This window comes from Polaromonas aquatica, assembly GCF_050626995.1.
In the GTDB taxonomy this organism is placed as follows: domain Bacteria; phylum Pseudomonadota; class Gammaproteobacteria; order Burkholderiales; family Burkholderiaceae_C; genus Polaromonas; species Polaromonas aquatica_A.
This window is the reverse complement of the sequence record NZ_CP192467.1, coordinates 1,145,524-1,169,999: the sequence shown is the minus strand read 5'-3', so window position 1 is coordinate 1,169,999 and position 24,476 is coordinate 1,145,524. Positions and strand designations below refer to the sequence as shown.

General features: G+C 61.8%; 19 protein-coding genes. 18 read left to right on the top strand and 1 reads right to left on the bottom strand.

Translation table 11 applies throughout. The features are described from left to right. Nucleotides 1-19: 19 nt before the first annotated feature. Nucleotides 20-1,996: a sensor domain-containing diguanylate cyclase gene (locus tag ACQ4MS_RS05640; protein WP_431098299.1), complete on the bottom strand. Its 1,977-nt coding sequence runs from the start codon at nucleotides 1,994-1,996 to the stop codon at nucleotides 20-22. Between ACQ4MS_RS05640 and ACQ4MS_RS05635 the strand changes: the two genes are divergently transcribed. The 18 genes from ACQ4MS_RS05635 to ftsA all read left to right on the top strand — a co-directional run bounded on the left by ACQ4MS_RS05635 (nucleotide 1,995) and on the right by ftsA (nucleotide 24,423). Beyond that, on the top strand, nucleotides 1,995-3,185 hold the full coding sequence (locus ACQ4MS_RS05635; protein WP_431098298.1) for a class I SAM-dependent rRNA methyltransferase: 1,191 nt from the start codon (nucleotides 1,995-1,997) through the stop codon (nucleotides 3,183-3,185). The two genes, ACQ4MS_RS05640 and ACQ4MS_RS05635, sit on opposite strands and share 2 nt — an antisense overlap. A 276-nt stretch (nucleotides 3,186-3,461) precedes the next feature. After that, nucleotides 3,462-4,538, top strand: coding sequence for a CobW family GTP-binding protein (locus tag ACQ4MS_RS05630; RefSeq protein WP_431098297.1), 1,077 nt, complete (start codon nucleotides 3,462-3,464; stop codon nucleotides 4,536-4,538). Between the two features lie 341 nt (nucleotides 4,539-4,879). Then, nucleotides 4,880-5,893 (top strand): RNA polymerase-binding protein DksA, encoded by a 1,014-nt coding sequence (dksA, locus tag ACQ4MS_RS05625; RefSeq protein WP_431098295.1) that lies wholly within the window; start codon nucleotides 4,880-4,882, stop codon nucleotides 5,891-5,893. 39 nt (nucleotides 5,894-5,932) lie between these two features. Then, nucleotides 5,933-7,768 (top strand): STAS domain-containing protein, encoded by a 1,836-nt coding sequence (locus tag ACQ4MS_RS05620; protein ID WP_431098294.1) that lies wholly within the window; start codon nucleotides 5,933-5,935, stop codon nucleotides 7,766-7,768. 476 nt (nucleotides 7,769-8,244) lie between these two features. Next, nucleotides 8,245-8,673, top strand: a complete 429-nt coding sequence (gene mraZ, locus ACQ4MS_RS05615) for a division/cell wall cluster transcriptional repressor MraZ (protein WP_431099540.1) — start codon at nucleotides 8,245-8,247, stop codon at nucleotides 8,671-8,673. Nucleotides 8,674-8,682: 9 nt separating this feature from the next. After that, nucleotides 8,683-9,600, top strand: a complete 918-nt coding sequence (gene rsmH / locus ACQ4MS_RS05610) for a 16S rRNA (cytosine(1402)-N(4))-methyltransferase RsmH (protein WP_431098293.1) — start codon at nucleotides 8,683-8,685, stop codon at nucleotides 9,598-9,600. Nucleotides 9,601-9,724: 124 nt separating this feature from the next. Further along, on the top strand, nucleotides 9,725-10,033 hold the full coding sequence (ftsL, locus tag ACQ4MS_RS05605) for a cell division protein FtsL (protein WP_431098292.1): 309 nt from the start codon (nucleotides 9,725-9,727) through the stop codon (nucleotides 10,031-10,033). Beyond that, on the top strand, nucleotides 10,030-11,772 hold the full coding sequence (locus ACQ4MS_RS05600; RefSeq protein ID WP_431098291.1) for a peptidoglycan D,D-transpeptidase FtsI family protein: 1,743 nt from the start codon (nucleotides 10,030-10,032) through the stop codon (nucleotides 11,770-11,772). Before ftsL ends, ACQ4MS_RS05600 begins: the two co-directional genes overlap by 4 nt. Continuing rightward, nucleotides 11,769-13,262 (top strand): UDP-N-acetylmuramoyl-L-alanyl-D-glutamate--2,6-diaminopimelate ligase, encoded by a 1,494-nt coding sequence (locus ACQ4MS_RS05595; protein ID WP_431098290.1) that lies wholly within the window; start codon nucleotides 11,769-11,771, stop codon nucleotides 13,260-13,262. Before ACQ4MS_RS05600 ends, ACQ4MS_RS05595 begins: the two co-directional genes overlap by 4 nt. Beyond that, a complete protein-coding gene (locus tag ACQ4MS_RS05590; protein ID WP_431098289.1) occupies nucleotides 13,259-14,668 on the top strand; it encodes a UDP-N-acetylmuramoyl-tripeptide--D-alanyl-D-alanine ligase in 1,410 nt (469 codons plus the stop codon). The genes ACQ4MS_RS05595 and ACQ4MS_RS05590 overlap by 4 nt, the downstream gene beginning before the upstream one ends. Continuing rightward, nucleotides 14,658-15,836, top strand: a complete 1,179-nt coding sequence (gene mraY, locus ACQ4MS_RS05585; protein ID WP_431098288.1) for a phospho-N-acetylmuramoyl-pentapeptide-transferase — start codon at nucleotides 14,658-14,660, stop codon at nucleotides 15,834-15,836. Before ACQ4MS_RS05590 ends, mraY begins: the two co-directional genes overlap by 11 nt. 6 nt (nucleotides 15,837-15,842) lie before the next feature. After that, a complete protein-coding gene (murD, locus tag ACQ4MS_RS05580; RefSeq protein WP_431098287.1) occupies nucleotides 15,843-17,672 on the top strand; it encodes a UDP-N-acetylmuramoyl-L-alanine--D-glutamate ligase in 1,830 nt (609 codons plus the stop codon). Then, on the top strand, nucleotides 17,669-18,925 hold the full coding sequence (gene ftsW / locus ACQ4MS_RS05575) for a putative lipid II flippase FtsW (RefSeq protein WP_431098286.1): 1,257 nt from the start codon (nucleotides 17,669-17,671) through the stop codon (nucleotides 18,923-18,925). The genes murD and ftsW overlap by 4 nt, the downstream gene beginning before the upstream one ends. Then, nucleotides 18,922-20,004 (top strand): undecaprenyldiphospho-muramoylpentapeptide beta-N-acetylglucosaminyltransferase, encoded by a 1,083-nt coding sequence (murG, locus tag ACQ4MS_RS05570; RefSeq protein ID WP_431098284.1) that lies wholly within the window; start codon nucleotides 18,922-18,924, stop codon nucleotides 20,002-20,004. Before ftsW ends, murG begins: the two co-directional genes overlap by 4 nt. After that, nucleotides 20,001-21,416, top strand: a complete 1,416-nt coding sequence (gene murC, locus ACQ4MS_RS05565; RefSeq protein WP_431098283.1) for a UDP-N-acetylmuramate--L-alanine ligase — start codon at nucleotides 20,001-20,003, stop codon at nucleotides 21,414-21,416. Before murG ends, murC begins: the two co-directional genes overlap by 4 nt. Further along, nucleotides 21,413-22,384 carry a D-alanine--D-alanine ligase gene (locus ACQ4MS_RS05560; protein WP_431098282.1) on the top strand — a complete coding sequence of 324 codons (972 nt, stop codon included), beginning with the start codon at nucleotides 21,413-21,415 and terminating at the stop codon, nucleotides 22,382-22,384. Before murC ends, ACQ4MS_RS05560 begins: the two co-directional genes overlap by 4 nt. 19 nt (nucleotides 22,385-22,403) lie before the next feature. Beyond that, entirely contained in the window at nucleotides 22,404-23,189 is a 786-nt protein-coding gene (locus ACQ4MS_RS05555) for a cell division protein FtsQ/DivIB (RefSeq protein ID WP_431099539.1), read from the top strand. Nucleotides 23,190-23,193: 4 nt separating this feature from the next. After that, the gene (gene ftsA, locus ACQ4MS_RS05550; RefSeq protein ID WP_431098281.1) at nucleotides 23,194-24,423 is read left to right on the top strand and encodes a cell division protein FtsA; all 1,230 of its coding nucleotides are present in this window, start codon (nucleotides 23,194-23,196) and stop codon (nucleotides 24,421-24,423) included. The last annotated feature ends 53 nt before the right edge of the window (nucleotides 24,424-24,476 follow it).

Genomic DNA, 24,476 nt, shown 5'->3' with positions numbered 1-24,476 from the left:
TTGCGGAGCTGTGAGCGGCTTACAGGAAACCCCGCGGCCGCAACCGTGAGCGCGGTGGCGGCCTGGCCGGCGGTGCTTCACCCAGCATGAATACCGCGCGCTTGCCGTCAGTGGGCGCAGCGGCCAGACGCTCCTCAAGCTGCGTCAGCAGGCCCTGCGCGTTGGAGCCCTGGTGGGGGACCAGCGCATAAGCCACATGCACCTGTGCCACACAATCCACATGCAGGCCTTTGTAGGGCATGAGGCAGCGCGCCACGATGCGCGGCCCGAGCGTGGCGGCATCTTCGGCGCTGAAGGGCCCTTCCACCAACATGCCGAAACGCCGCTCCGACAGCCGTGCGGCGCTGTCGATTTCCCGTGCCGTGGACAACAGCCGCTCGGCCACGCGCAGCGGCAACTCGTCGGCCGCCTTGCGCCCGAAGTCCCGCTGTACCTGCTCGGAGTTGACCAGGTCGATGATCATCACCGCGCTTTGGTGGCGCAGCCGCTCGGAGCGCGCAATCATGCGGATCAGCCGCTCGGCGAATACGTGCCCGTTGATGAGGCCGGTCGCCGGGTCCACCCGGTCCAGGCCCTGGATGCGGCGGATGTTTTCGCGCCGGTGCTGGCTGCGCAGCATCAGCACCAGCATCACGATGGGCAGATGCAGCGCCACGCCGAGCTGCATGCCGTGTTGGGTGAAGAAGTCAATGGGTACCAGCTCGGCGTTTCGGGCCATGGTCCAGCCGGCGGCAGCCAGCACCGGTACATAGGCCAGCATCAGCCAGGGCGCGAAACGGTCCCCACGTCGCCAGGCCCATGCCAGGACCAACAGGCTGCTGAACGCCAGCAGCAGCACGATGGGAATGAACACGTCCATGCGTGTGGCTGCGGGAACAAGCGCCAGCACCACGGCGGCCAGGACGCCCAGCACGGTCTGGCCGACCATCAGCCGATGCAGCCGCAATGCACGCTGGGGAAGGGATATCGCCGCCGAGATGAACAGCAAGGTAGCCGAGACCGTCAGCATGGGCAGCACCGACGTCGCAATGTCGCTCCATGCCGGCCATGAGGGCCACAGGTGCAGCCCCGCGATGCCGGTGACCGTGGCTTGGGTCAAGCCCATCAGGGTCACGCAGAGTGCGTAGTAGCCGTAGGCGGCGTCGCGCAGCGAAACCGCGCCCAGCGCCGAAATCAGGGCGGCCAGCCCGGTCAATCCAAAAAAAATGCCCAGGATCAGCGAAATACGCTGCTCGGAATAGCTCAGGCGGCCCTCGCTGATGAATTGCAGCGGAGCGCTGAAGGCGTGGCCATTTTCCAGGCGTAGCAGGTAATTGGTGGGTACCTCGGCCGACAGCGCGATAGGCAGCAGGGGGTGGCGGTGCGGTACCGGCCATTGGTCCACCGCTACCAGATCGCCTGCGTGTTGTTCATTCCATTGGCCGGCGCTGTCCAGTGTGTACAGCGAAGCCCGGTTGACGGACGGGTAGGGCACTTCAAGGTACCAGCGTTCCGCGTCGGGCGCCGGCGGCACGTTAAAGCGCACCCACATGGCCTGCCCGCTGGTGACCGGGTAGATGGCATCACCCCGTGTCGGTTTCCAGGGAATGCCGGGTGTGGCAGCGACCTGTCCGGGCGTGAACCGGCCGGTCGTGTCTATCCAGTAATCTCCCCAGTCCTGCAGTGCCACGGGTTCCGAGCGCGTGTCCAGGTCCAGTACCGTGCGCGACTGCGCCTCCACGCTGGTCAGCGCCAGCAGTGCGCCCATGAAAAAACTGATAACCAGGCCCAGCAACACGGTGCGGACGGTTTCGGGCGTGCGGAAGCCCGGGCTTGCCAGCGGCCCGTATTTTTTCCATCGCCGCGAAAAGAAGGTTAAAAACATCAACCCGGGATTGTCGCAAAAACTTTCACGAAAATTACACAGAGCTGTCAAACCGCTGTCGACCCGTCCGTTGACCTGCTCGAGGTCCAGGGCCCTGGAGGCGGCCGCCACCAGCCGCGACAATAGCGTCATGAAAATTATTCGATTGCGGGACGGCAAGGAGCGCTCATTGCTGCGGCGCCACCCCTGGATTTTTGACGGCGCCATCGCCAAAGGCGGAGGCGACGCGGGCGAGACGGTGCGGGTGGAGAGTCATGCGGGCCAGTTTCTGGGCTGGGCGGCTTTTAGTCCGGCTTCCAAGATCAGGGCAAGAGTCTGGAGCTTTGACGAGGCCCAGCGCATTGATGCGGCTTTCTTTACTGGGCGCATCGCCCAGGCGCTCAAAGCCCGGGAGCTGTTCGACATCCAGAGCGACGGCCGGCGGTTGATCCACGGCGAATCTGACGGCCTCCCGGGTTTGGTCGTAGACCGTTACGCCGATACGCTGGTGGCGCAGTTTTCCAGCTGCGGCGCAGAAAAGTGGAAAAGCGTGATTGTCGACGCCTTGCTCGCGCAGACCGGTCTCTCGCGCCTGTACGAACGCTCCGACGCCAGTTCACGCGTCCTGGAAGGTCTGCCTGAAGTCACCGGCTGGCTGGCCAGCTCGGGTAAGACGGGCATCACCATTACCGAACACGACTGGAAACTCAGCCTGGACATCGCTGAAGGTCATAAAACCGGTTTTTACCTGGACCAGCGCGACAGCCGGCACAAGTTTGCCGCCTATACGCGGCGCCTCGGGTTCCAGAATGTGCTCAACTGCTACAGCTACACCGGTGGTTTCACCGTGGCTGGGCTGGCCGGGGGGGCGGGCCATGTCACCTCGATTGATTCATCCGGGCCGGCCATTGAACGCGCCAGGGCCAACGTGGCGCTGAATGGCTTTGACGCAGGACGTACCACCATGCTGGATGCCGACGTGAACGCTTCGCTGCGCCAGTACCAGAAGGAGGGACGGATGTTTGACGCCATCGTGCTGGATCCGCCCAAATTCGCGCCCACGGTGACACATGCAGAGCGGGCGGCCCGTGCCTACAAGGACATCAACCGCCTGGCACTGTCGATCCTGGCGCCCGGCGGCGTGCTGTTTACCTATTCCTGCTCGGGCGGCATCAGCGCCGACCTGTTCCACAAGATCGTGGCCTCGGCCGGCATCGATGCCGGGGTGGATGCTTTCATCTCCGAGCGCATGGGCGGCGCGCCCGACCACCCCATGACGGTAGCCTTCCCGGAAGGTGAATACCTGAAGGGCTTGGTGCTGGTGAAGCGCGTGGGCGGCTGATTTTTGCATAAATAATGGCCTCGGCCCAAGAGAAACGGGCGCCGTATGCTATTAAAATGATAGCAAAATACGAGGACGCAAGTGGCCGGCCGGAGCTGCTGCCGGGAGCCGTGCACTTGACACAACCTGTAAAGTAACTGGTGGGCAAGGTGGTATTCACCGGGGCTGCGCGACGGGCTTGAACCCGCCGCTAAACTCCCCCACCTGTGTGCTGCGACCTGACCCGTTTCCCCATGTGCCGCCACTCCTGCAATCTTCCTGTTTTTAGGTAACACCATGAGCTTGATCCCCGTCACCATCCTCACCGGCTTCCTGGGCTCCGGCAAAACCACGTTGCTCAAGCGTGTCCTGACCGAAGCGCACGGCCAGAAGATCGCCGTTATCGAAAACGAATTTGGCGAGGAAAACATCGACAACGAAATCCTGGTCAATGACACCGAGGAAAACATCATCCAGATGAACAATGGCTGCATTTGCTGCTCGATCCGCGAGGATTTGCGCGAAACGCTGCAGTTGCTGGCGGCCAAAAAACGCAAGGGCCTGCTGGATTTTGAACGTGTGGTGATCGAAACCACCGGGCTGGCCGACCCGGGCCCGGTGGCGCAAACGTTTTTCATGGACGAGGAAATTGCCGAGCAGTACCTGCTGGACTCGATCCTGACCCTGGTCGACGCCAAGCATGCCGCTACCCAGCTGAACGACCGCCAGGAAGCGCGCCGCCAGGTCGGGTTTGCCGACCAGATATTCATCAGCAAGACAGATCTGGTGGCCAAGGACGAAGTGGACGCGCTCATGCACCGCCTCAAGCACATGAACCCCCGCGCGCCCCAGAAGGCCGTGCACTTCGGGGAAGTTGCCATCAAGGATGTGTTCGACCTGCGCGGTTTCAACCTCAATGCCAAGCTGGACATCGACCCTGATTTTCTCAAGGAAGACGGCCACGCCGGGCATGACCATGAACACGACCATGTGCACGGCGAACATTGCGACCATCCTTCCCATGCCCACGACGGCAAGGATGGCCATGAAGGCCACGGCCATCACCACCACCATGACGACGACGTCAAGAGCTTTGTCTTCAGGTCCGACAAGGCCTTCAGCCCCGCCAAGCTGGAGGATTTCCTGGGTGCGGTCGTCAATATTTACGGCCCGCGCATGCTGCGCTACAAGGGTGTATTGAACATGGAAGGCACGGACCGCAAGGTGATTTTCCAGGGCGTGCACCAGCTCATGGGCAGCGACCTTGGCCCCGCCTGGGCCGAGGGCGAGAAGAAAAACAGCAAGATGGTCTTCATCGGCATCGATTTGCCCAAAGATATTTTCGTGCAGGGCCTGGAGCAGTGCCTGGTTTGAGGTAGGCTGTCCGCCTGTGGCCTGTAATAGGCGGAGGGCTCCATGTTTGTGTCGATTCTCCAACGATTTGTTTTAAGGGCGGTACGGCTGGCTGGCCAGCCGCTACAATCGCGCGCCGACCAAAATACCCGAAAAGTGAAATCGGGAGGCCAGTCAGGCACAAAACCAGCTACAAAGCAGGTTGAGAGCCGCCTTGGTGCGGTTTTCGCGACTGGCAGGCGGCAGACAAACCAGGAAATCTGGCAACAGGTAGGGTTGAACTGCGCTGCAGTAGTTTGGCCAGAAAGCCGCCGCGAAAGCCCAAGGGCCATTTCGGGGTTGCTTTCCAGAGGAGACACATTGTGAAAGCCCAAGCAAAGAAGACCAAGACGCCTGCAAAACCGGCCCCCAAAGCCAAGCCGGCGCAAAAGGCTGCTGCCAAAACCGTGAAAAAGGCTGTCAAGCCTGTCACCAAAGCCAAACCGGCGCCTAAACCCGTCGCCAAAAAAGCCGCCAAACCGGCTGTCAAGGCGGCCGCCCCGAAAAAACCTGCTCCCGCAGCTGTCAAGAAAACCGCTGCCAAGCCTTTGCCTAAAGCCAAGGCCGTTGCCAAACCCGCCAAGCCTGTGCTCAAAACATCTCCCAAACCTGCAGCGAAGCCCGTCGCAAAATCAGCCGCGAAACCGGTTGCCAAGCCGGCGACGCCTGTTGCTGTCGCCGTTGCGCCTGCGCCGGCTCCCGTGAGAGCTGGGCTTGTGGCTCCGCCGCCCCTCAAACCCGGCCGGCGCAGTTCGGCCCGGGTCGCCACCCAATCACCCCCTCCCGCACCGATGGTGCCAACCCATGCGCCCGACGCAGCCAAAGCCAGTTACTCCACAATGACCGAACGCGTGATTGCGCCGCCACCCCAGGCGGCGGCCAAAAAAGATCCCAAGCTTGCCAACAACTGGAAAACCAAATCCGCTGAGCAGCTGACAGACGACGAAGTCAAGGCGATGCCTGACTCCGAGTACATGAACGAAAAGCAGCTGGCGTTCTTTCGCCACAAGCTGTCGGTCCTCAAGCAGGACATTCATAACAGTGCCGGTGAAACCACTGAACACCTGCGTGAAGATACGGTCGTGGTGCCCGATCCTGCAGACCGCGCTACCATTGAAGAAGAGCATGCACTGGAATTGCGTACCCGTGATCGCGAGCGCAAACTGCTCAAGAAGATCGAGCAATCCATCGCCCGCATCGACTCCGGTGATTACGGTTACTGCGACGAAACCGGCGAACCTATTGGGGTGGGCCGGCTGATCGCCCGCCCGACGGCCAATTTGTCGCTGGAAGCGCAGCAACGCCGGGAGCTCAAACAGAAGATGTTTGGCGATTGACGCCAGACTGTCGGTTGATGTTTTTTTAATCGTCCTGCCATGTCCAAAGAAGATACCGCTTCAGGCTTGTTGTCCAAGATGGTGAAGTTCGTCCGGAATCCGGCCACGAACTGGTCGGATCTGGACGCCGCGCAAACGGACCGTGACGAAGCCATGAGCAAGCAGTTGCTCAAGGAAATGATTGAGCGCAAGCGGCAGAACGACTTTGTGCGCAAGCGTGAATTTGACATGCTGCGCAAGATGCGCAAGCGTGAGGCAATGGTGGGCATCGGCCAGGACCCGGGCGGGAGACCGTCGTTCTTTCAGAGCAGCATGCCTTCAAAGCCCGATGACCGGGCCTCTACGCTCAAGAAAATCGACGAGATCGAAGCGCAGATGTCCATGCAGTGGTGGAAGACCAAGAATGGCGGCATGCCGGACAATTCGGTGCATGCGCCTTTGTCGCATGGTGCCGCGACGCAGCCACCCATGCTGGACAATGCGTTGCCCACCGCATACCGGGCTACCGCGCCGGCAGGTTTGCAGCACATGAATGCCGCCAAAATGGCTGAGCTGCAGGCTGCGCGGGAGGCTGCTGCCCAGGAGGCCTCCCAGACTGAGCCCGATTCCCTGTCAGTTGCGCTGGCTGCAGCCCGGTCTGCTCCCCAGCCGCTGCCCAAGCCCCCTCCTGCGATGGGGGCGCCGACCGGGGTCGGTGGTGGCTATGACACCACAGGTGCATCCGGCTTTTCCCCTTCCAAGATCACTGCGGTGGATGTGGAGGAGGTGGTTGCCCATGACGCCGAACTGGAGGAAGCCGCTATCCGATTCGCCAATGGCGACGATGCCGGCGCCGAAGCCGGCTTGCTGGAAATTCTCGCCCCCGGCGCGGTTCGCGCAGGCCATCCCGATACCTGGCTAACCCTGTTTGACCTGTACCGCGCCACGGCCCAGCAGGATAAATTTGAAACGGCCGCCATCCAGTTTGTGGAACGGTTTGACCGGTCAGCACCGCAGTGGTTTTCCATGCCTGACATGGTGAAAATGCTCAGCGCGCCAGCAGCGGGCAAAGCCGCTACAAACGGCCCTGCGGTCGATTGGGTATGTCCGTCTGTGCTGGGCATACAAACCGTGGCAGCCCTCAAGGCGGCTATGGCCAAGGCACCCATGCCGTGGCGCCTAGACTGGAACAATCTTAAAAGCATCGAACCCGCTGCCCTTGAGCCTTTGTACAAGGTCTTTAGCGGCTGGGCCGCACAACCCGTTCAGCTGCGCTTCATGGGTGATGCTCAGCTGCAGAAGGTGCTTCAAAACGCCACGCCTTCAGGAAGCCGCGACACTGAACAGAACTGGTGGCTCTTGCGCATGGAGGCGCTGCGCGTGACGCACCGCCCCGACGATTTTGAACTGGCTGCGCTCGACTTTTGCGTCACCTATGAGGTTTCCCCGCCCGCATGGGATAGTGCACGCTGTGAGTACAAGCCGCTCGATGCACAGGGAGGCGTCATGAGCGGACGGGCGATCATCGGCGATGTGTACCGTGATTCCGTGTCTTCCAGCCTCAGCGCCATTGATGGGGATACCCAGATCGATGCGCCGAGTTCCCAGATGAGCAACGTGCTGTCGGTTGAGCTTTCAGGCCAGATCCAGGGCGATGCGATAGCGGTGCTGGACAAACTGGAAGTCAAGTTGATGGGTGCAGACATGATGATGATCTCCTGCGCCAAGCTTATTCGCGTGGATTTTTCTGCTGCCGGAACACTGCTGAACTGGGTATCGGCCCGCGAAGACGAAAATCGGTCCGTGCAATTTACAGAGGTCAACCGCCTCGTCGCAGCCTTCTTCAACGTGATCGGGATCACCGAGCACGCAAGGGTGACGGTTCGCATCGACTGAGGTTTGCAATGAATCTCTGAGGTGTTTTGCAACCAGCGTGCCTGGCTGCATTTCAGCTCAACTTTCGCCATGTCGCTCGACTGGCTTGAACTTTATCCATACAGCGAAGCGAGCAGCAAGGCAGCCGGCGGATGCCTTGTGTACTGTCATTACTTCGCTATATCTTTTATAGCGAAGCCGGGTTGCGTGCCGTGAAAACATGTTGCCCAACCTCGATGGATGATGGAAATAGTCACCTACTTTTCGTGGGTTGCCGGCATTCAAACTCTATTGGCTTAAAGCAATACTTTCAGTGCATCTTCTAAGTGCTTAATTTAGAACGACTTTTAATTTCCGCCTTTCATTCGGAGGCGCTCCTAAGTCCTTGATTTCATTGAAAAAATTTGTTTCAAATCCCTTGCTTGCAAATGGTTTCCTGCTAAAGTGGGGAAAAGTGCAATTTAGTGGTGAAAAGTGCTTTTCAAGGGTTTGTAGCAGTGTTTCAAGGTGCCTCATCGTTAGTTCTCGATACCAAAGGTCGGCTCTCAGTGCCGACCCGGCATCGTGACGTGCTGAGTGCCACTGCTTCCAGTCAACTCACCATCACCAAGCACCCACACGGTTGCCTCATGATCTTCCCCCGCAGTGAGTGGGAAAAATTCCGCGACCGGATAGCTTCGCTGCCGATGCAGGCGCAATGGTGGAAACGCATCTTCCTTGGCAATGCGATGGACGTGGATATGGATGCTACCGGCCGTGTGCTGGTGTCTCCCGAGCTGCGCGCGGCCGCTGGCATCAGCAAAGATACCGTTTTACTGGGCATGGGCGGTTACTTCGAACTCTGGGATGCCGCAACCTACGCGGCCCAGGAGGCGGAGCAAATGAAGGGCGAGATGCCCGATGTCTTCAGAGACTTTTCGTTCTGAAAGAAGACGGTGAACGGCACATGGATACACCGCACCGTCCTGTTGAACGAAGCCATAGAGGCGCTTCTTGTCAACCCGGACGGCCACTACGTCGACGCGACCTTCGGACGCGGCGGGCACTCGCGGTTGTTGCTGTCGCGGCTGTCGCCCCAAGGGCGGCTCACCGCCTTCGACAAGGACCTCGACGCCATCGCCGAGGCACAGACCATTACCGACCCGCGCTTTTCCATCCGCCACGAGGGCTTTATGCATTTGGGCCAGTTGCCGGCCGCCAGTGCGGCTGGCGTGCTGATGGACCTGGGCGTGAGCTCGCCGCAGATCGACAATCCGGTGCGCGGTTTTTCCTTTCGGCAAGAGGGACCTTTGGACATGCGGATGGACACCACACGTGGCCAGAGCGTGGCCGAGTGGTTGGTGGATGCATCCATAGAAACCATGGCGGAGGTGATTCGTGAATATGGCGAAGAACGGTTTGCTCAACAGATTGCAAAGGCGATTGATCGTCGCCGACAGGAACGGGGCCCTCTTCGAACCACCGCTGAGCTGGCCGAAGTCGTGGCTGGCGCGGTCAAAACCCGCGAGCCGGGCAAGGACCCTGCAACGCGCACATTTCAGGCTCTTCGGATTTTCATCAACGCCGAGCTTGAAGAGCTGCAACAGGCGCTAGCTGCGTCACTGAAAGTTCTCCAACCGGGAGGCCGTCTGGTGGTGATCAGTTTTCATTCGCTCGAAGACCGGATCGTCAAGCAATTTATCGCCACACACTCGCGCGAGGTGTACGACCGCCGCGCGCCTTTTGCCGAACCCAAGGCGATGCAACTCAAGGCGCTCGGCCGCATCAAGCCCAGTGAGGAAGAGGTGGATGGCAATCCGCGCTCGCGTAGCGCCGTGATGCGCGTCGCCGAACGCACCGGGGTGGCCGCATGAACGGCACGGCACTTCGGGCGGCAAGCGTGGGGGCCGGGTTTTTCCGCCGGGCCGCCCCAAGGAAAAATGCAGCCCCCTCGGGGGGGAGCGCAGCACGCGAAGCGACAAGCGTGGGGGCCATATCATGGCCAGGCTAAACCTCGTACTGCTTCTCGCAGTACTGGCCAGTGCGCTGTATCTGGTGCGCACCCAGTATGAGTCGCGTCGCCTGTACGTCGAACTGGAGAAGGCGACTGCAGAGAGCCGGAAACTCGAAACTGAGAACGAGCGGTTGCAGGTGGAAAAACGCGCCCAGGCTACGCCCTTGAAAGTTGAAAAGCTTGCGAAAGACCGCTTGCAGATGCGCACGGTCACGCCGGCCATTACGCAATACGTGACATACACGGATGCCGCGACGACGCCAGAGCCTTCGCAGGAAGGCCTGAGGCCATGAGCCGTAGCGTCCTGTACTCCTCCAGTCCTCTCCTGGCCAGCAAAACGCCGGTGTGGCGCAGCAAATTTATTGTGGCTGGCATTGCCCTGGCCTTTGTCGGGTTGGCGGGCCGGGCGGCATATATCCAGATATTTGGCAATGAGTTCTTCCAGCGCCAGGGTGAGGTGCGCTTTGCGCGCACGCTGGAGCTGCCCGCCAACCGCGGCCGTATTCTGGATCGCAATGGCCTGATTCTCGCGTCCAGCGTGCCTGCACCCAGCATCTGGGCGATTCCGGAAGATGTCGAAGCGAGCAAGGCCCAGCTTGCGGAGCTTGCCAGGCTGCTTGAAATGCCTCTTCCCGATCTGAAGAAAAAGCTGGGTAACGAGGATAAAACTTTTGTCTGGCTGAAGCGCCAGGTCGATGAGCCTGTGGCGCAGAAGATCCACGCCATCGGGATCAAAGGCATTTACCAGCGCAAGGAATACAAACGCCAGTACCCGGAAGGTGAGACAACGGCCCACATTGTCGGTTTTACCAATGTGGAAGACCGCGGGCAGGAGGGCATGGAATTGGCCTTCAACAAGGACCTGGCGGGACGCGCAGGCTCGCGCCGGGTGATCAAGGACCGCCTGGGCCGCGTGGTGGAAGATGTGGGAGAGCAGGTGCCGCCCGTTGACGGCAAAGACTTGCAGCTGTCCATTGACAGCAAGATGCAGTTCGTCGCTTATCAAAAGCTGCGCGATGCGGTGATTGCCAACAAGGCGCATGCCGGCAGCGTGGTAATGCTCGATGCCGTCACGGGCGAAGTGCTTGCCATGGCCAACTACCCCAGTTATGTGCCGGACAAGCGGCAGAACATGACGGGAGCACAGTTGCGCAACCGCGCTTTGACTGACACCTTTGAGCCAGGCTCGGTCATGAAGGCGTTCACCGTCGGGTTGGCGCTTGAGTCCGGCCGGGTCAAGCCCGAAACCCAGATACAGACCGCGCCCGGCCGTATCCAGATCACCGGCTCCACCATCAGTGATTCGCACGCGAACGGCATGCTGACGGTGCAGCAGGTGATCCAGAAATCGAGCAATGTCGGTACGGTCAAGATGGCTATGCAAATGCAGCCGCGCGAAATGTGGGAGACTTTTTCCCAGGCCGGTTTCGGACAAAAACCGCAGCTCGCCTTCCCGGGCGTGGTATCCGGGCGCCTTCGTCCCTACAAGACCTGGCGGCCCATTGAGCAAGCCACGATGTCTTATGGCTATGGCCTTTCGGCGTCATTGTTTCAAATGGCGCGGGCGTACACCGTGTTCGGCCACGATGGGCAGATTATTTCCGCCACCATGCTAAAGAGCGAAGAGCCCGCAGTGGGCGTGCAGGTGTTTTCTCCCAAAACGGCGTTTGAGATACGCAAGATGCTGCAGATGGCCGCCGGGCCTGGCGGCACCGGCCAGAAAGCGCAAACCCTCGGCTACTCGGTCGGCGGGAAATCCGGTACAGCGTACAAGCAGGTTGGCAAGGGCTACGGCACTGATAAGGACCGCAAATACCGAGGCTGGTTTGTTGGCATGGCACCCATCGACAAGCCTCGCGTGATCATCGGCGTGATGATTGACGAGCCAAGTGCGGGCAAGTACTTCGGCGGCGACGTGGCCGCCCCCGTGTTCAGCGAAGTGGTGCAGCAGACGTTGCGCATGATGGGCGTGCAGCCTGACATGAGCGTCAAGCCGCAAATCACCACCCAGGCCGTTGAGGAATCGTTTTGAGCACGCAGCTCCACACCCCTGAACAGGCCGCGGGCTGGTTGCGCGAACGCGTGACCGGCAGCCTGCGTACGGACAGCCGCAAGCTGGCCCCGGGTGACGGTTTTATCGCCTGGCCTGGCGCCGCGACCGACGGTCGCAAATTTGTCGGCAGTGCGTTGGATGCGGGCGCCAATGCATGCCTGGTTGAGCAGGAAGGCGCAGCTGCCTACGCTTTTGAGGATGGCAAAGTCGCGGAATATGCCGACCTCAAGGCCGCGACTGGTCCCATCGCTGCCGTCTATTTCAAGGAGCCGAGCCGGCAGTTGCGGATTTCCGCCGTCACCGGCACCAACGGCAAGACTTCGACCGCCTGGTGGCTGGCCCAGGCCCTGGACCGGCTGGGACACAAATGCGGCCTCATCGGCACGCTGGGCATAGGCGAGCCGGGTGCCATGGTTTCCAACGGCCTGACTACGCCTGACCCTGTGCTGTTGCAACAGGAACTGCGGCGCTTCGCCGATGAGGGTTTTGCCGCCTGCGCGCTGGAGGCCTCCTCCATCGGCCTGGTCGAGCACCGCCTGGACGCGACCGCCATCGAGGTTGCCATCTTCACCAATTTCACGCAGGACCACCTCGACTACCACGGCTCCATGCAGACCTACTGGGAGGCCAAGGCCGCGCTGTTCGGCTGGCCGGGGCTGAAGGCAGCGGTCATCAACATCGACGATGCCAAGGGCGCCGAGCTCAAGGACTCCCTTGCCGGCAGCGGCCTGGATCTCTGGGCTGTCTCCTGCGTGGAGCCGGCCCGCCTGCAGGCGCGCAATATCGAGCATGGCACCGATGCCCTGAGCTTTGAAGTGGCCGAGGGTGTCGAAAGCCATACGCTGGCGACCCGGCTGGTGGGCCAGTACAACGTGTCCAACCTGCTCGGCGTGCTGGGGGCCCTGCGCGCCATGGGTGTGCCGCTGGCTGATGCGGTGAAGGCCTGCACCGGCCTGTTGCCCGTGCCCGGTCGCGCCGAGACCCTGGCCGTGCCGGGCCGGCCGCTGGTGGTCATCGATTACGCGCATACACCCGACGCCCTCGAGAAAGTGCTGCTCGCGTTGCGGCCGGCGGCGGCGCACCGCGGCGGCCGGCTGTGGTGCGTGTTCGGCTGCGGTGGCGACCGCGACGCAACCAAGCGTCCGCTGATGGCGGCCGTGGCTGAAAAGAACGCCGACCAGGTGGTGGTCACCAGCGACAATCCGCGCAGTGAGAACCCGCTGGCCATCATCTGCCAGGTGTTGCTGGGTCTGAGTCACCGTGACGCCGTGCATGTGCAGGCAGACCGGGCCGCCGCCATCGCTTACACCCTGGGCCTGGCCCGCCCCGAAGACGTGGTGCTGTTGGCCGGCAAAGGCCACGAGAGTTTCCAGGAAGTGGGCAGCGTCAAGCTTCCTTTCTCCGACCGCGAGCATGCGCAGGCGGCGCTCGATGCTTTGAACACACATCCGCGAGGTGCGCAATCATGATGCGCCTCCAACAAGCCCTCGATTGGCTGCCCGGTGCCCGCCTCGTGGGTGACGGCGGCGTGCAGGCTTTGCGCGTCAACACCGATACGCGCAGCCTGCAGGCCGGTGACCTGTTCGTGGCGCTCAAGGGTGAGCGCTTCGACGCCCACGACTTCCTCGCGCAAGCCCGGGCGCAGGGCGCCGTCGCGGCGATTGCCCACCACGGGCTGGCGCAAGCCGGTATGCCGGGACTGGAAGTGGCTGACACGCGCCTGGCGCTGGGGCGGCTGGCGGTGGGTTGGCGTTCGCAGTTTCGGCTTCCGTTGGTGGCGGTCACGGGCAGCAACGGCAAAACCACAGTCACGCAGATGATCGCCTCGATACTGCGTGCCTGGAAAGCCGACAAGGCGTTCGCCACCGAAGGCAACCTCAACAACGACATCGGCGTGCCGCTTACGCTGCTGCGGCTGTCGGCCGCGCATGAAGTGGGCGTAGTCGAACTCGGCATGAACCACCCCGGCGAGATCGCCTACCTGGCCGAACTCACAATGCCCACCGTCGCGCTGGTCAACAACGCGCAGCGTGAGCACCTCGAATTCATGGCCACGGTGGAAGCGGTGGCGCGCGAAAACGGCTCGGTGTTCGCGTCGCTGGATGCGGGCGGCACGGCGGTCTTTCCTGCTGACGACGACTACACCCCGCTGTGGCGTGAGCTGGTCGGCAAGCGCAAGGTCCTGACCTTCGCGCTCTCGGGCGCCGCCGATGTCACAGGCACCGCGCAATGGGAGGGCGGCTGCTGGAAGGTGGCCGCATCCACCCCGGCGGGCAACACCGATTTCTCGTTGCACATCGCGGGCCGGCACAACGTCAAAAACGCACTGGCCGCCGCGGCCTGCGCGCTGGCGGCGGGTGCGCCCCTTGCCGCTATCTCCGCGGGTCTGTCGGCTTTTGTGCCGGTCAAGGGCCGTTCCCGCGCCATCGCCGTGGCCTTGCCGGGCCGGGTGCTGACGCTGGTCGACGACAGTTACAACGCCAATCCCGACTCGATGCGCGCCGCGCTGGAGGTGCTCGCCGAACTGCCCGGTCCGCGCCTGATGGTGATGGGCGACATGGGCGAGGTCGGCGACCAGGGGCCACAGTTCCACGATGAAGCCGGGCGCTATGCGCGCACGCTGGGCATTGAAAAATTATTCACTTTGGGTGAGCAATCAAAACAAGCCGCGGCCAGTTTCGTTGGGGCGCAAGTTTTCGAAGGCATGGATGAACTCGCTGCCGCCGTGCTGGCTGAGCTTCCGAACACCGGTAGCGTGCTGGTCAAAGGTTCGCGTTTCATGAAGATGGAACGGGTGGCCCAGGCCATCACGAATCATGCGCTCGATCAAGCTCAACATCAACAAAACCATAAGGGAGGGCCCCATGCTGCTTAGTCTGGCCCAGTGGCTTCAGTCGATTTCCCCGGAATTCGGGTTCTTCAGGGTATTTCAGTACCTGACTTTTCGCGCCGTCATGGCCGCGCTCACCGCGCTGCTCATCGGCCTGCTGGCGGGCCCCTTCGTGATTCGCCGGCTCATCTCGCTCAAGATCGGCCAGCCCATCCGCCAATACGCGATGCAGACGCATTTGAGCAAGAGCGGCACGCCCACCATGGGCGGTGTGCTCATCCTGCTGGCCATCGGCATCTCCACGCTGCTGTGGTTCGACCTCTCCAACCGTTTTGTCTGGATTGTCCTCATCGTCACGCTGGGCTTCGGCGCCGTCGGCTGGGCCGACGATTGGCGCAAAGTGGTGCTCAAGGATCCGGAAGGCATGCGCTCGCGTGAGAAATATCTGTGGCAGTCGATCATCGGCCTGATCGCGGCGCTGTACCTGGTGTTCAGCATTTCCGAGAGCTCCAACATGCGCGTGCTGGAGCTGTTTTTCAGCTGGGTGCAGTCCGGCTTTGACGTGGATCTTCCGCCCAAGGCGGGCCTTCTGGTGCCTTTCGTCAAGGAAATCAGCTACCCGTTGGGGGTATTCGGCTTCGTGATCCTGACCTATCTTGTGATCGTTGGCTCCAGCAATGCCGTCAACCTGACGGATGGGCTGGATGGCCTGGCCATCATGCCGGTGGTCATGGTCGGTTCCGCACTCGGCGTGTTCGCCTACGTCACTGGCAGCTCGGTTTACTCCAAATACCTGTTCTTCCCGCACATTCCAGGCTCTGGCGAGTTGCTGATTTTTTGCTCAGCTATGGCTGGCGCCGGTTTGGCCTTTCTGTGGTTCAACACACACCCGGCCCAGGTTTTCATGGGAGATGTGGGTGCGCTGGCTTTGGGCGCCGCGCTTGGCACCATCGCGGTCATTGTGCGGCAGGAAATCGTGCTGGCCATCATGGGCGGTATCTTCGTTGTTGAGGCCTTGTCCGTGATGATGCAGGTGACCTGGTTCAAGTACACCAAGAAACGCTACGGCGAAGGCCGTCGCCTTCTCAAGATGGCACCGCTGCACCATCATTTCGAAAAAAGCGGCTGGAAAGAAACGCAGGTGGTCGTCCGGTTCTGGATCATCACCATGCTGCTGTGCCTTATCGGCCTCTCCACCTTGAAGCTCAGGTAAACAGGCATGCGGCATCTACAAGACCAAACCGTGTTGATCCTGGGCCTGGGTGCGTCCGGCCTGGCCATGGTGCGCTGGTGCGCGCGCCACGGGGCGCATGTGATGGTCGCCGATACGCGCGAGGCGCCGCCCCTGCTTGCCACGCTGCGCGAGGAGCTGCCGGGCGTCGTTTTTGTCGGCGGCGCTTTCACGCCAGAACTGGTGCAGGGCACGGCAGTGCGCGCCGTCTACCGCTCGCCCGGTCTGGCGCCGGCGACTATTGCCCCTGTGGCTGATGCCGCACGCGCGATGGGCCTGCCTGTGGGCGGTGAATTGGACCTGTTTGCACGCGCTTTGGCAGATTTGCGCGAGCCGCCGGTCGCCGAAGCGGCTGAGGCATCCGGCGAAGAGCTTGCATCTCCCGAGACATTGAGCGAGTCGCCTTCGCCCCATGCACTTGATGCGTCCGATACGTCGGATGCACCGAGCGAAAGCGATACGATTGATGAAGGCGCTGCGGCCCTTGATGAGCCTCATGCACCTGATGCATCTGACGGTGAGGCAGCGCTGGCGGCCGATGCCGTCAGAGACGTTCACGAGGCAAGTGCAGCGATCGTCCCGGACGCCGCGCCTGCCCCTGACGAGGCCGGCGAAGAATCGGCGCTGCCCGCCTTGCTGGCACTCGCTCAAGCCGAACCGGAGCCTGGCTACCGTCCCGCGGTGCTGGCCATCACAGGCACCAATGGCAAGACCACGGTGACTTCGCTGCTGGGCCAGTTGGTGCAGCGCGCCGGCAAAACCGTGGCTGTGGCCGGCAACATAGGCCCGACGCTGCTGGATACCTTGTCGGCCCATATGGACGCGCAAACCCTGCCGCAAGTCTGGGTGCTGGAACTGTCCAGTTTCCAGTTGGCCGACGTGCAGGGCTTTGAACCAACGGCCGCCGTGGTGCTCAACATCACGCAGGATCATCTCGATTGGCACGGCGACATGGACGCCTATGTCGCGGCGAAAGCCAAGATCTTCGGCAGCACAACCTTCATGCTGCTCAACCGCGACGACGACCGCGTGATGGCCATGCTGCCGCCTCCCGTCAAGGTGCGCCTGAAACCGCCGCAATTGCGACCGCATGCCACCTTTGGTGTGGGTGAGCCGCAGCGGCCCGGCGACTACGGCATAGAAACCGTCAATGGCATGACCTGGCTGGTGCGCGCCGCCGAGGCCGATGAGACCATCAAACGCCGCAAGGACGAAGAGGTGGAGCTTCACGTGCAGAAGCTGATGCCGATTGAAGCCCTGCGCATACGCGGACGCCACAACGCCACCAATGCCCTGGCGGCGCTGGGCCTGGCCGTGGCCGCGGGCTGCACTCTGGCGCCCATGCTGCACGGCTTGCGCGAATATCGTGGCGAGCCGCATCGCGTGGAGTCGGTGGCGGTTGTCAATGATGTCGAATACTTCGACGACAGCAAGGGCACCAACGTGGGCGCCACCGTAGCGGCTCTGACAGGGCTGGGCCTGGAGCGCAAGCTGGTGGTGATCCTGGGCGGCGAAGGCAAGGGGCAGGACTTTTCGCCGCTGGCCGACCCGGTGCAGCGCCATGTGCGGGCTGTGGTGCTGATAGGGCGCGATGCACCTCTCATCAAGGAAGCCTTGCCGCGAAATATTCCTATGTTTGACGCCGCCTCGATGGAAGAAGCCGTCACCCTGGCGGCGCAGCACGCGCAGACCGGGGACGCCGTGCTGATGTCTCCGGCTTGCGCCAGCTTCGACATGTTCGACAACTACGAGCATCGTGCCAAGGTATTTTGCGAAGCCGTCCGGACCTTGGCGCAAGAACAGGGGCAGGTATTGTGACGGCCGCTGCGCGCTTTTTCGGCTGGTTCTCCGGTGTCGGTAAGGCTGCGTCGGACGTTCTTCCTGTACGGCTTGGCGGACACAGCCGGCCGCAGACGCTGGCCACGCCTCCCGTGCGCATGGCGGGGTTTGACCAGGCACTGCTCTGGGTTACCGTAGCCTTGCTGATGTGGGGCCTGGTGATGGTGTACTCCGCCTCCGTCGCCATGCCCGACAACCCCAAGTTCGCGCGCTATGCGCACACCCATTTCCTGGTGCGCCATGTGTTGTCGCTGGCGGTCGCCTTCACTGTCGCTGTTCTGGCCTTCCAGGTGCCGCTGGCGACGTGGGAGAAACTGGCGCCCTGGCTGTTTGTGGTGTCCCTGTTGCTCTTGATTCTGGTGCTGGTTCCGTTCATCGGCAAGGGCGTGAACGGCGCCCGCCGCTGGATATCTCTCGGGGTCATGAACTTTCAGCCCTCGGAGCTTGCGAAGTTTGCGGTGCTTCTTTACGCGGCGGATTACATGGTGCGCAAGATGGAAGTGAAAGAACGCTTCTTTCGTGCCGTCATGCCTATGGCTGTCGCCATAGCGATTGTCGGGCTGTTGTTACTTGCGGAACCCGATATGGGCGCCTTTATGGTGATCTCGGTCATCGCCATGGGCATTCTCTTTCTCGGTGGTGTCAATGCCCGCATGTTCTTTGTCATCGCCGCAGTCGTGGTGGTCGCTTTCAGCCTGATGGTGATGCTTAGCGAGTGGCGGCGCGAGCGGATTTTTGCCTATCTGGATCCGTGGAGCGACAAATATTCCATGGGCAAGGGCTACCAGCTTTCGCACTCGCTGATCGCCTTCGGCCGCGGCGAAATCTTCGGCGTCGGCCTGGGCGGCAGCATCGAAAAACTGCATTGGCTCCCTGAAGCCCATACCGATTTCCTCATGGCCGTGATCGGTGAGGAATTCGGCTTGTTGGGTGTACTGGCCGTCATAGGAATGTTCATGTGGATGACCCGGCGCATCATGCACATCGGCCGGCAGTCGATTGCACTCGACCGCTTGTTTGCCGGACTGGTGGCGCAGGGCGTAGGCATCTGGATAGGCTTTCAGACTTTCATCAACATAGGTGTGAACCTGGGTGCATTGCCAACCAAAGGCCTGACCTTGCCGCTCATGAGTTACGGGGGTTCCGCCATTTTGATGAACCTCATTTCCCTGGCCGTCGTGCTGAGGATTGATTATGAAAACAGGCTATTGATGCGCGGAGGCCGCGCATGAGTAGTCAACGCTGCGCCCTTGTTATGGCAGGTGGGACCGGCGGGCATATCTTCCCGGGCCTGGCTGTGGCGGAAGCTCTGCGCGATCGCGGCTGGCGTGTGCATTGGCTGGGCGGGCGCGGCAGTGCGGGACGCCCCAGCATGGAAAGCCAGCTGGTGCCGCCACGTGGCTTCCCTTTTGAATCCATTGATTTTTCCGGCGTGCGGGGCAAAGGCCCGGCTACGCTGGTGTTTCTGCCGCTGCGCCTGCTTAAGGCCTTTTGGCAAAGCATCCAGGTGGTGCGCCGCGTCAAACCCGATGTGGTGGTGGGGCTGGGTGGTTACATCACCTTTCCGGCCGGGATGATGAGCGTGCTGCTGGGCAAGCCGCTGGTGTTGCATGAGCAGAATTCCGTGGCCGGCATGGTCAACAAGGTGCTGGCGGGTGTGGCCGACCGCGTCTTCACGGCATTTCCAGGCGTGCTGCCCAAAGCCGAATGGATAGGCAACCCCTTGCGGCCAGCGTTCACCCGGCAGCCGGGTCCTGAAGAGCGTTTTGCCGGCCGCAGCAGCGCTCTGAAACTGCTGGTGATCGGCGGTAGCTTGGGTGCACGTGGGTTGAACGAACTGGTGCCCAAGGCCCTTGCGATGATTCCTGAAGCAGAGCGGCCGCAAGCCATTCACCAAAGCGGAGCGCTGCAGATCGAGGAGTTGCGTGCCAACTATGCAGCAGCGGGCGTGCAGGCTGAACTCACCCCCTTCATTGAAGACACCGCACAAGCCTTTGCCGACGCCGACATGATCATTTGCCGCGCGGGTGCCAGCACGGTGACTGAGATCGCAGCGGTCGGCGCTGCGGCGCTGTTTGTGCCTTTCCCTGCTGCGGTGGATGACCATCAGACTGCCAACGCGAAGTTCCTCGTGGACCAGGGCGGCGGCTGGTTGATCCAGCAGCGGGACCTGACGCCCGGAAAGCTCTCGGAAATGCTACAAAAAACAGAGCGCCTTGAGCTTATCCAACGGGCGCTACAGGCCAAAAAAATGCAGAAAACTGATGCCACGGCACGCGTAGTGGCCGCTTGTGAGGAACTGGCGACATGAAACACGCGATCAAGAACATTCACTTCATCGGCCTGGGTGGTTCCGGCATGTCCGGCATCGCCGAGGTGCTGCACAACCTGGGCTATGCCATTTCAGGGTCTGATCTTTCGGACAGCCCGACGCTGCGGCGCCTGGCCAAGCTCGGCATCAAGACCTTTGTCGGCCATGCCGCCAGTAACCTGGCCGCCGTTGATGCGGTGGTGACTTCCACGGCCGTGCAGGCCGACAACCCTGAGGTACTGGCGGCGCGCGAAAAACGCATTCCCGTGGTACCGCGCGCTTTGATGCTTGCCGAGTTGATGCGCCTGAAGCAGGGCATCGCGATTGCGGGGACGCACGGCAAGACCACTACCACCAGCCTGGTTGCCAGCGTGCTGGCCGAAGCCGGCCTGGATCCAACCTTTGTCATCGGCGGGCGGCTCAATAGCGCCGGCGCCAACGCCAAACTCGGCTCGGGCGACTACATCGTGGTGGAGGCCGACGAGTCGGATGCTTCATTCCTGAACCTCCTGCCTGTGATGGCGGTCGTCACCAATATCGACGCCGACCACATGGAGACCTATGGCCACGACTTCGGCAACCTCAAGAAGGCCTTTGTCGACTTCCTGCACCGCATGCCCTTTTACGGAACAGCGATCCTGTGTACCGACGATCCAGCCGTGCGCGAGATCGTGCCACAGGTCTCCTGTCCCATCACCAGCTACGGTTTTGGCGAAGACGCGCAGGTGCGCGCCGTCAATGTGCGGCCGGTGGGGGCCCAAATGCATTTCACCGCGCAGCGGCGCAACGGTGTCACGCTGCCCGACCTGGAGGTAGTGCTCAACCTCGCCGGCGAGCACAACGTACTCAATGCGCTCTCTGCCATTGCGATCGCGGTCGAACTCAATGTTCCGGACGCGTCGGTGCAGAAAGCGCTGGCTGAATTCCGGGGTGTGGGGCGGCGTTTCCAGAGCTACGGCGACCTGCCGGCCAGAGGTGGCGGTCGCTTCACTGTGATCGAAGACTACGGTCACCATCCCGTCGAGGTGGCCGCTACGCTGGCCGCCGCGCGCGGCGCCTTCCCCGGCCGCCGCCTGGTACTGGCCTTTCAGCCACACCGCTATACCCGCACGCGCGACTGCTTCGAAGACTTCGTCAAGGTGATCGGCAATGCCGATGCCGTGCTGTTGTCGGAGGTGTATGCCGCCGGCGAAGCACCTATTGTGGCCGCCGACGGCCGTTCCCTGGCGCGTGCACTGCGCGTCACCGGCAAGGTGGAACCCGTCTTCGTGGACGAGATCGAAGCCATGCCGCAAGCCATCCTGGAGAACGCGTTGGATGGCGATGTGGTGATGTGCATGGGCGCAGGATCGATCGGTCAGGTGCCGGGCAAAGTCGTTGAAATGCTGGAGCCGGCAGGAGCCAGAACATGAAAGAGAACACCGTGAACTTTGGGAAAGTCGCCGTTCTGATGGGCGGCATGTCGGCAGAGCGTGAGGTTTCGCTGATGTCGGGCAATGGCGTGCTGAAGGCGCTTCGTTCGCGCGGTGTGGACGCCCACGGTTTTGACCCGGCAGAGCGCGACCTGAGTGAGCTCAGGAAGGACGGGTTCGACCGCTGCTTCATTGCACTGCATGGACGTTTTGGGGAAGACGGCACAGTGCAGGGCGCGCTTGAGCTGCTGGGCATTCCCTACACCGGCTCGGGTGTCATGGCCTCCAGCATGGCCATCGACAAGGTCATGACCAAACGCGTGATGATTTCCGAGGGTTTGCCGACGCCACAATATCGCCTGCTGCGGCGCGGCACCTACAACGCAGCCGACATTGCAGCCTTGCCGGATGCGCTTGGGCTGCCGCTGATCGTCAAACCTGCGCGTGAAGGTTCATCGATCGGGTTGACCAAGGTGACGGAGCGTTCCGGTATGGCGGAGGCTGTGGTACAGGCCGAAAAACTCGATGCCGATGTGCTGTGTGAACAGTTCATCAGCGGTGATGAAGTGACGTGCCCGGTTCTGGGAACCGGTGCCAAGGCGCGCGCGCTGCCCGTCATCCGCATCGTGGCGCCGGACGGCAACTACGACTACCAGAACAAGTATTTCACGGACACCACGCAGTACCTGGTGCCCTGCGGGCTTCCAGAAGGCGAAGAGACAGCCATCCAGCAACTGGTGCTGGATACCTTCCGGATCCTCAACTGCCGCGGCTGGGCGCGCGCCGACGTGATGATCGACAAGGCGACACGCAAGCCCTACTTGCTGGAAATCAACACGTCGCCGGGCATGACCAGCCATTCGCTGGTGCCCATGTCCGCGCGCGCGGCCGGGATCTCGTACGAAGACCTGTGCGTCGAAGTGCTCAAGACTGCCACCCTGGACCACCAGAAACAGGGGGAGGCCTGATTTGAACCGCCGAACGCCCATGCCCACCGCCATGCCACTGGACGTCAAGCTCATGAACACCTTTTCGGTGGTCCTGGGCCTGGCGTTTGCCGCCATGGTCGTGGCGCTGGGCGTAGCCTGGGTTTTGCGTCAGTCGCTGTTCAGCCTGAGCGCCATCCGCGTGCAGGGGGACCTTGCGCACAACAACGCCGTGACGCTGCGTGCCAATGTGGCGCCCCGGTTGTCCGGCAATTTTTTCACGGTGGACCTGGGCGCCACGCGCGCGGTGTTCGAGTCGGTTCCCTGGGTGCGCAGGGCGCTGGTGCAGCGGGAGTTTCCTAATCGCCTGAAGGTCGTGCTGCAAGAACACAAACCGGTTGCCTTTTGGGGCACTGAAGGGGATGCCCGGCTGGTCAACAGCTTCGGTGAAGTGTTTGAGGCCAACCAGGGCGACGTCGAGGCGGAAGACCTGCCGGTGCTCAATGGGCCGCCGGGTCAGGCGGCGCAGGTGCTGCAGGCCTACCAGATGCTGGCGCCGATGTTCGATGAAACAGACGCCACACTGGAGCAGTTGCAGATGACCGGCCAGGGTGGCTGGCGCGCCCAGCTGGACAGTGGCGCCGTGATTGAGCTCGGGCACGGCTCGCTGGATGAAATACAGGCGCGTACCCGCCGCTTTATTGCCACGGTGACGCAGGTGTCATCCAGGTATGGGCGGGACCTGGAGTCCGCCGATCTGCGTTATGGCAACGGTTATGCGATCAGGCTCAGGGGCGTCACCACGGGAAGCCCCGCTGACAAAGACGACGGAAAGAAAAAAAGGTAAACATATGGCCAAGGAATACAAAGATCTGGTGGTCGGGCTGGACATCGGAACCAGCAAGGTCATGGCGGTGGTCGCCGAGGTCATGCCGGGCGGGGAGCTCAAGCTCGCCGGCCTGGGCATCGCGGCGAGCAACGGGCTCAAGCGCGGCGTGGTTGTCAATATCGACGCCACCGTGCAAAGCATCCAGCAGGCCCTGAAAGAGGCCGAACTGATGGCTGATTGCAAGATCGCCCGTGTCTATACCGGCATTACCGGCAGCCATATCCGCGGCATCAACTCCAGCGGGATGGTGGCGGTCAAGGACAAAGAAGTCACGCAGGCCGATGTAGCGCGCGTGATCGAGACGGCCAAGGCCATCAACATCTCGACCGACCAGCGCCTGTTACTGGTGGAGCCGCAGGAGTTCGTCATTGACGGCCAGGATGTGCGCGAGCCCATCGGCATGAGCGGCATACGCCTGGAAGCCAAGGTGCACATCGTGACAGGGGCCCAGAGTGCCGCTGAAAACATCATCAAGTGCGTGCGGCGCTGCGGGCTCGAAGTGGACCAGCTGATGCTCAACCCCCTGGCCTCCAGCCTGGCGGTGCTCACGCAGGACGAGCAGGAGCTCGGTGTGGCAATGGTCGACATCGGCGCGGGAACCACCGATGTGGCCATCTTTACCGGCGGCGCCATCCGGCATACCGCGGTGATTCCAATTGCCGGCGACCTGATCACCAGCGACATCGCGATGGCACTGCGCACGCCCACCAAGGACGCCGAAGACATCAAGGTCGAAAGCGGTTATGCCAAGCAGTTGCTGGCGGACCCGGATACCCAGGTAGAAGTGCCGGGCCTGGGTGACCGTGGGCCTCGCATGCTCAGCAAGCAGGCACTGGCGGGCGTCATCGAGCCGCGCATCGAGGAAATTTTCTCTCTGGTCCAGCAGGTGATCCGGGAGTCGGGCTACGAAGAGGTGCTGTCTTCCGGCATCGTCATCACCGGCGGCAGCGCCGTCATGCCGGGCATGGTGGAGTTGGGCGAGGACATTTTCCTCAAGCCAGTGCGCCGCGGCATCCCGCGCTACAACAGTGCGCTGTCAGACATGGTGGCCCAGGCCCGGGCGGCCACGGTCATGGGTTTGCTGGAAGAAGCCCGGTTGGCACGCATGCGTGGCTACAAGGTGTCCCAAAAGGCGGGCAGCGTACACAACGCATTTGGCCGGGTCAAAGACTGGTTTGTGGGGAATTTCTGATCATGAATACCTATTCCACTTTCATTGGCCGGCCATCGCGTTGCATGCATTCA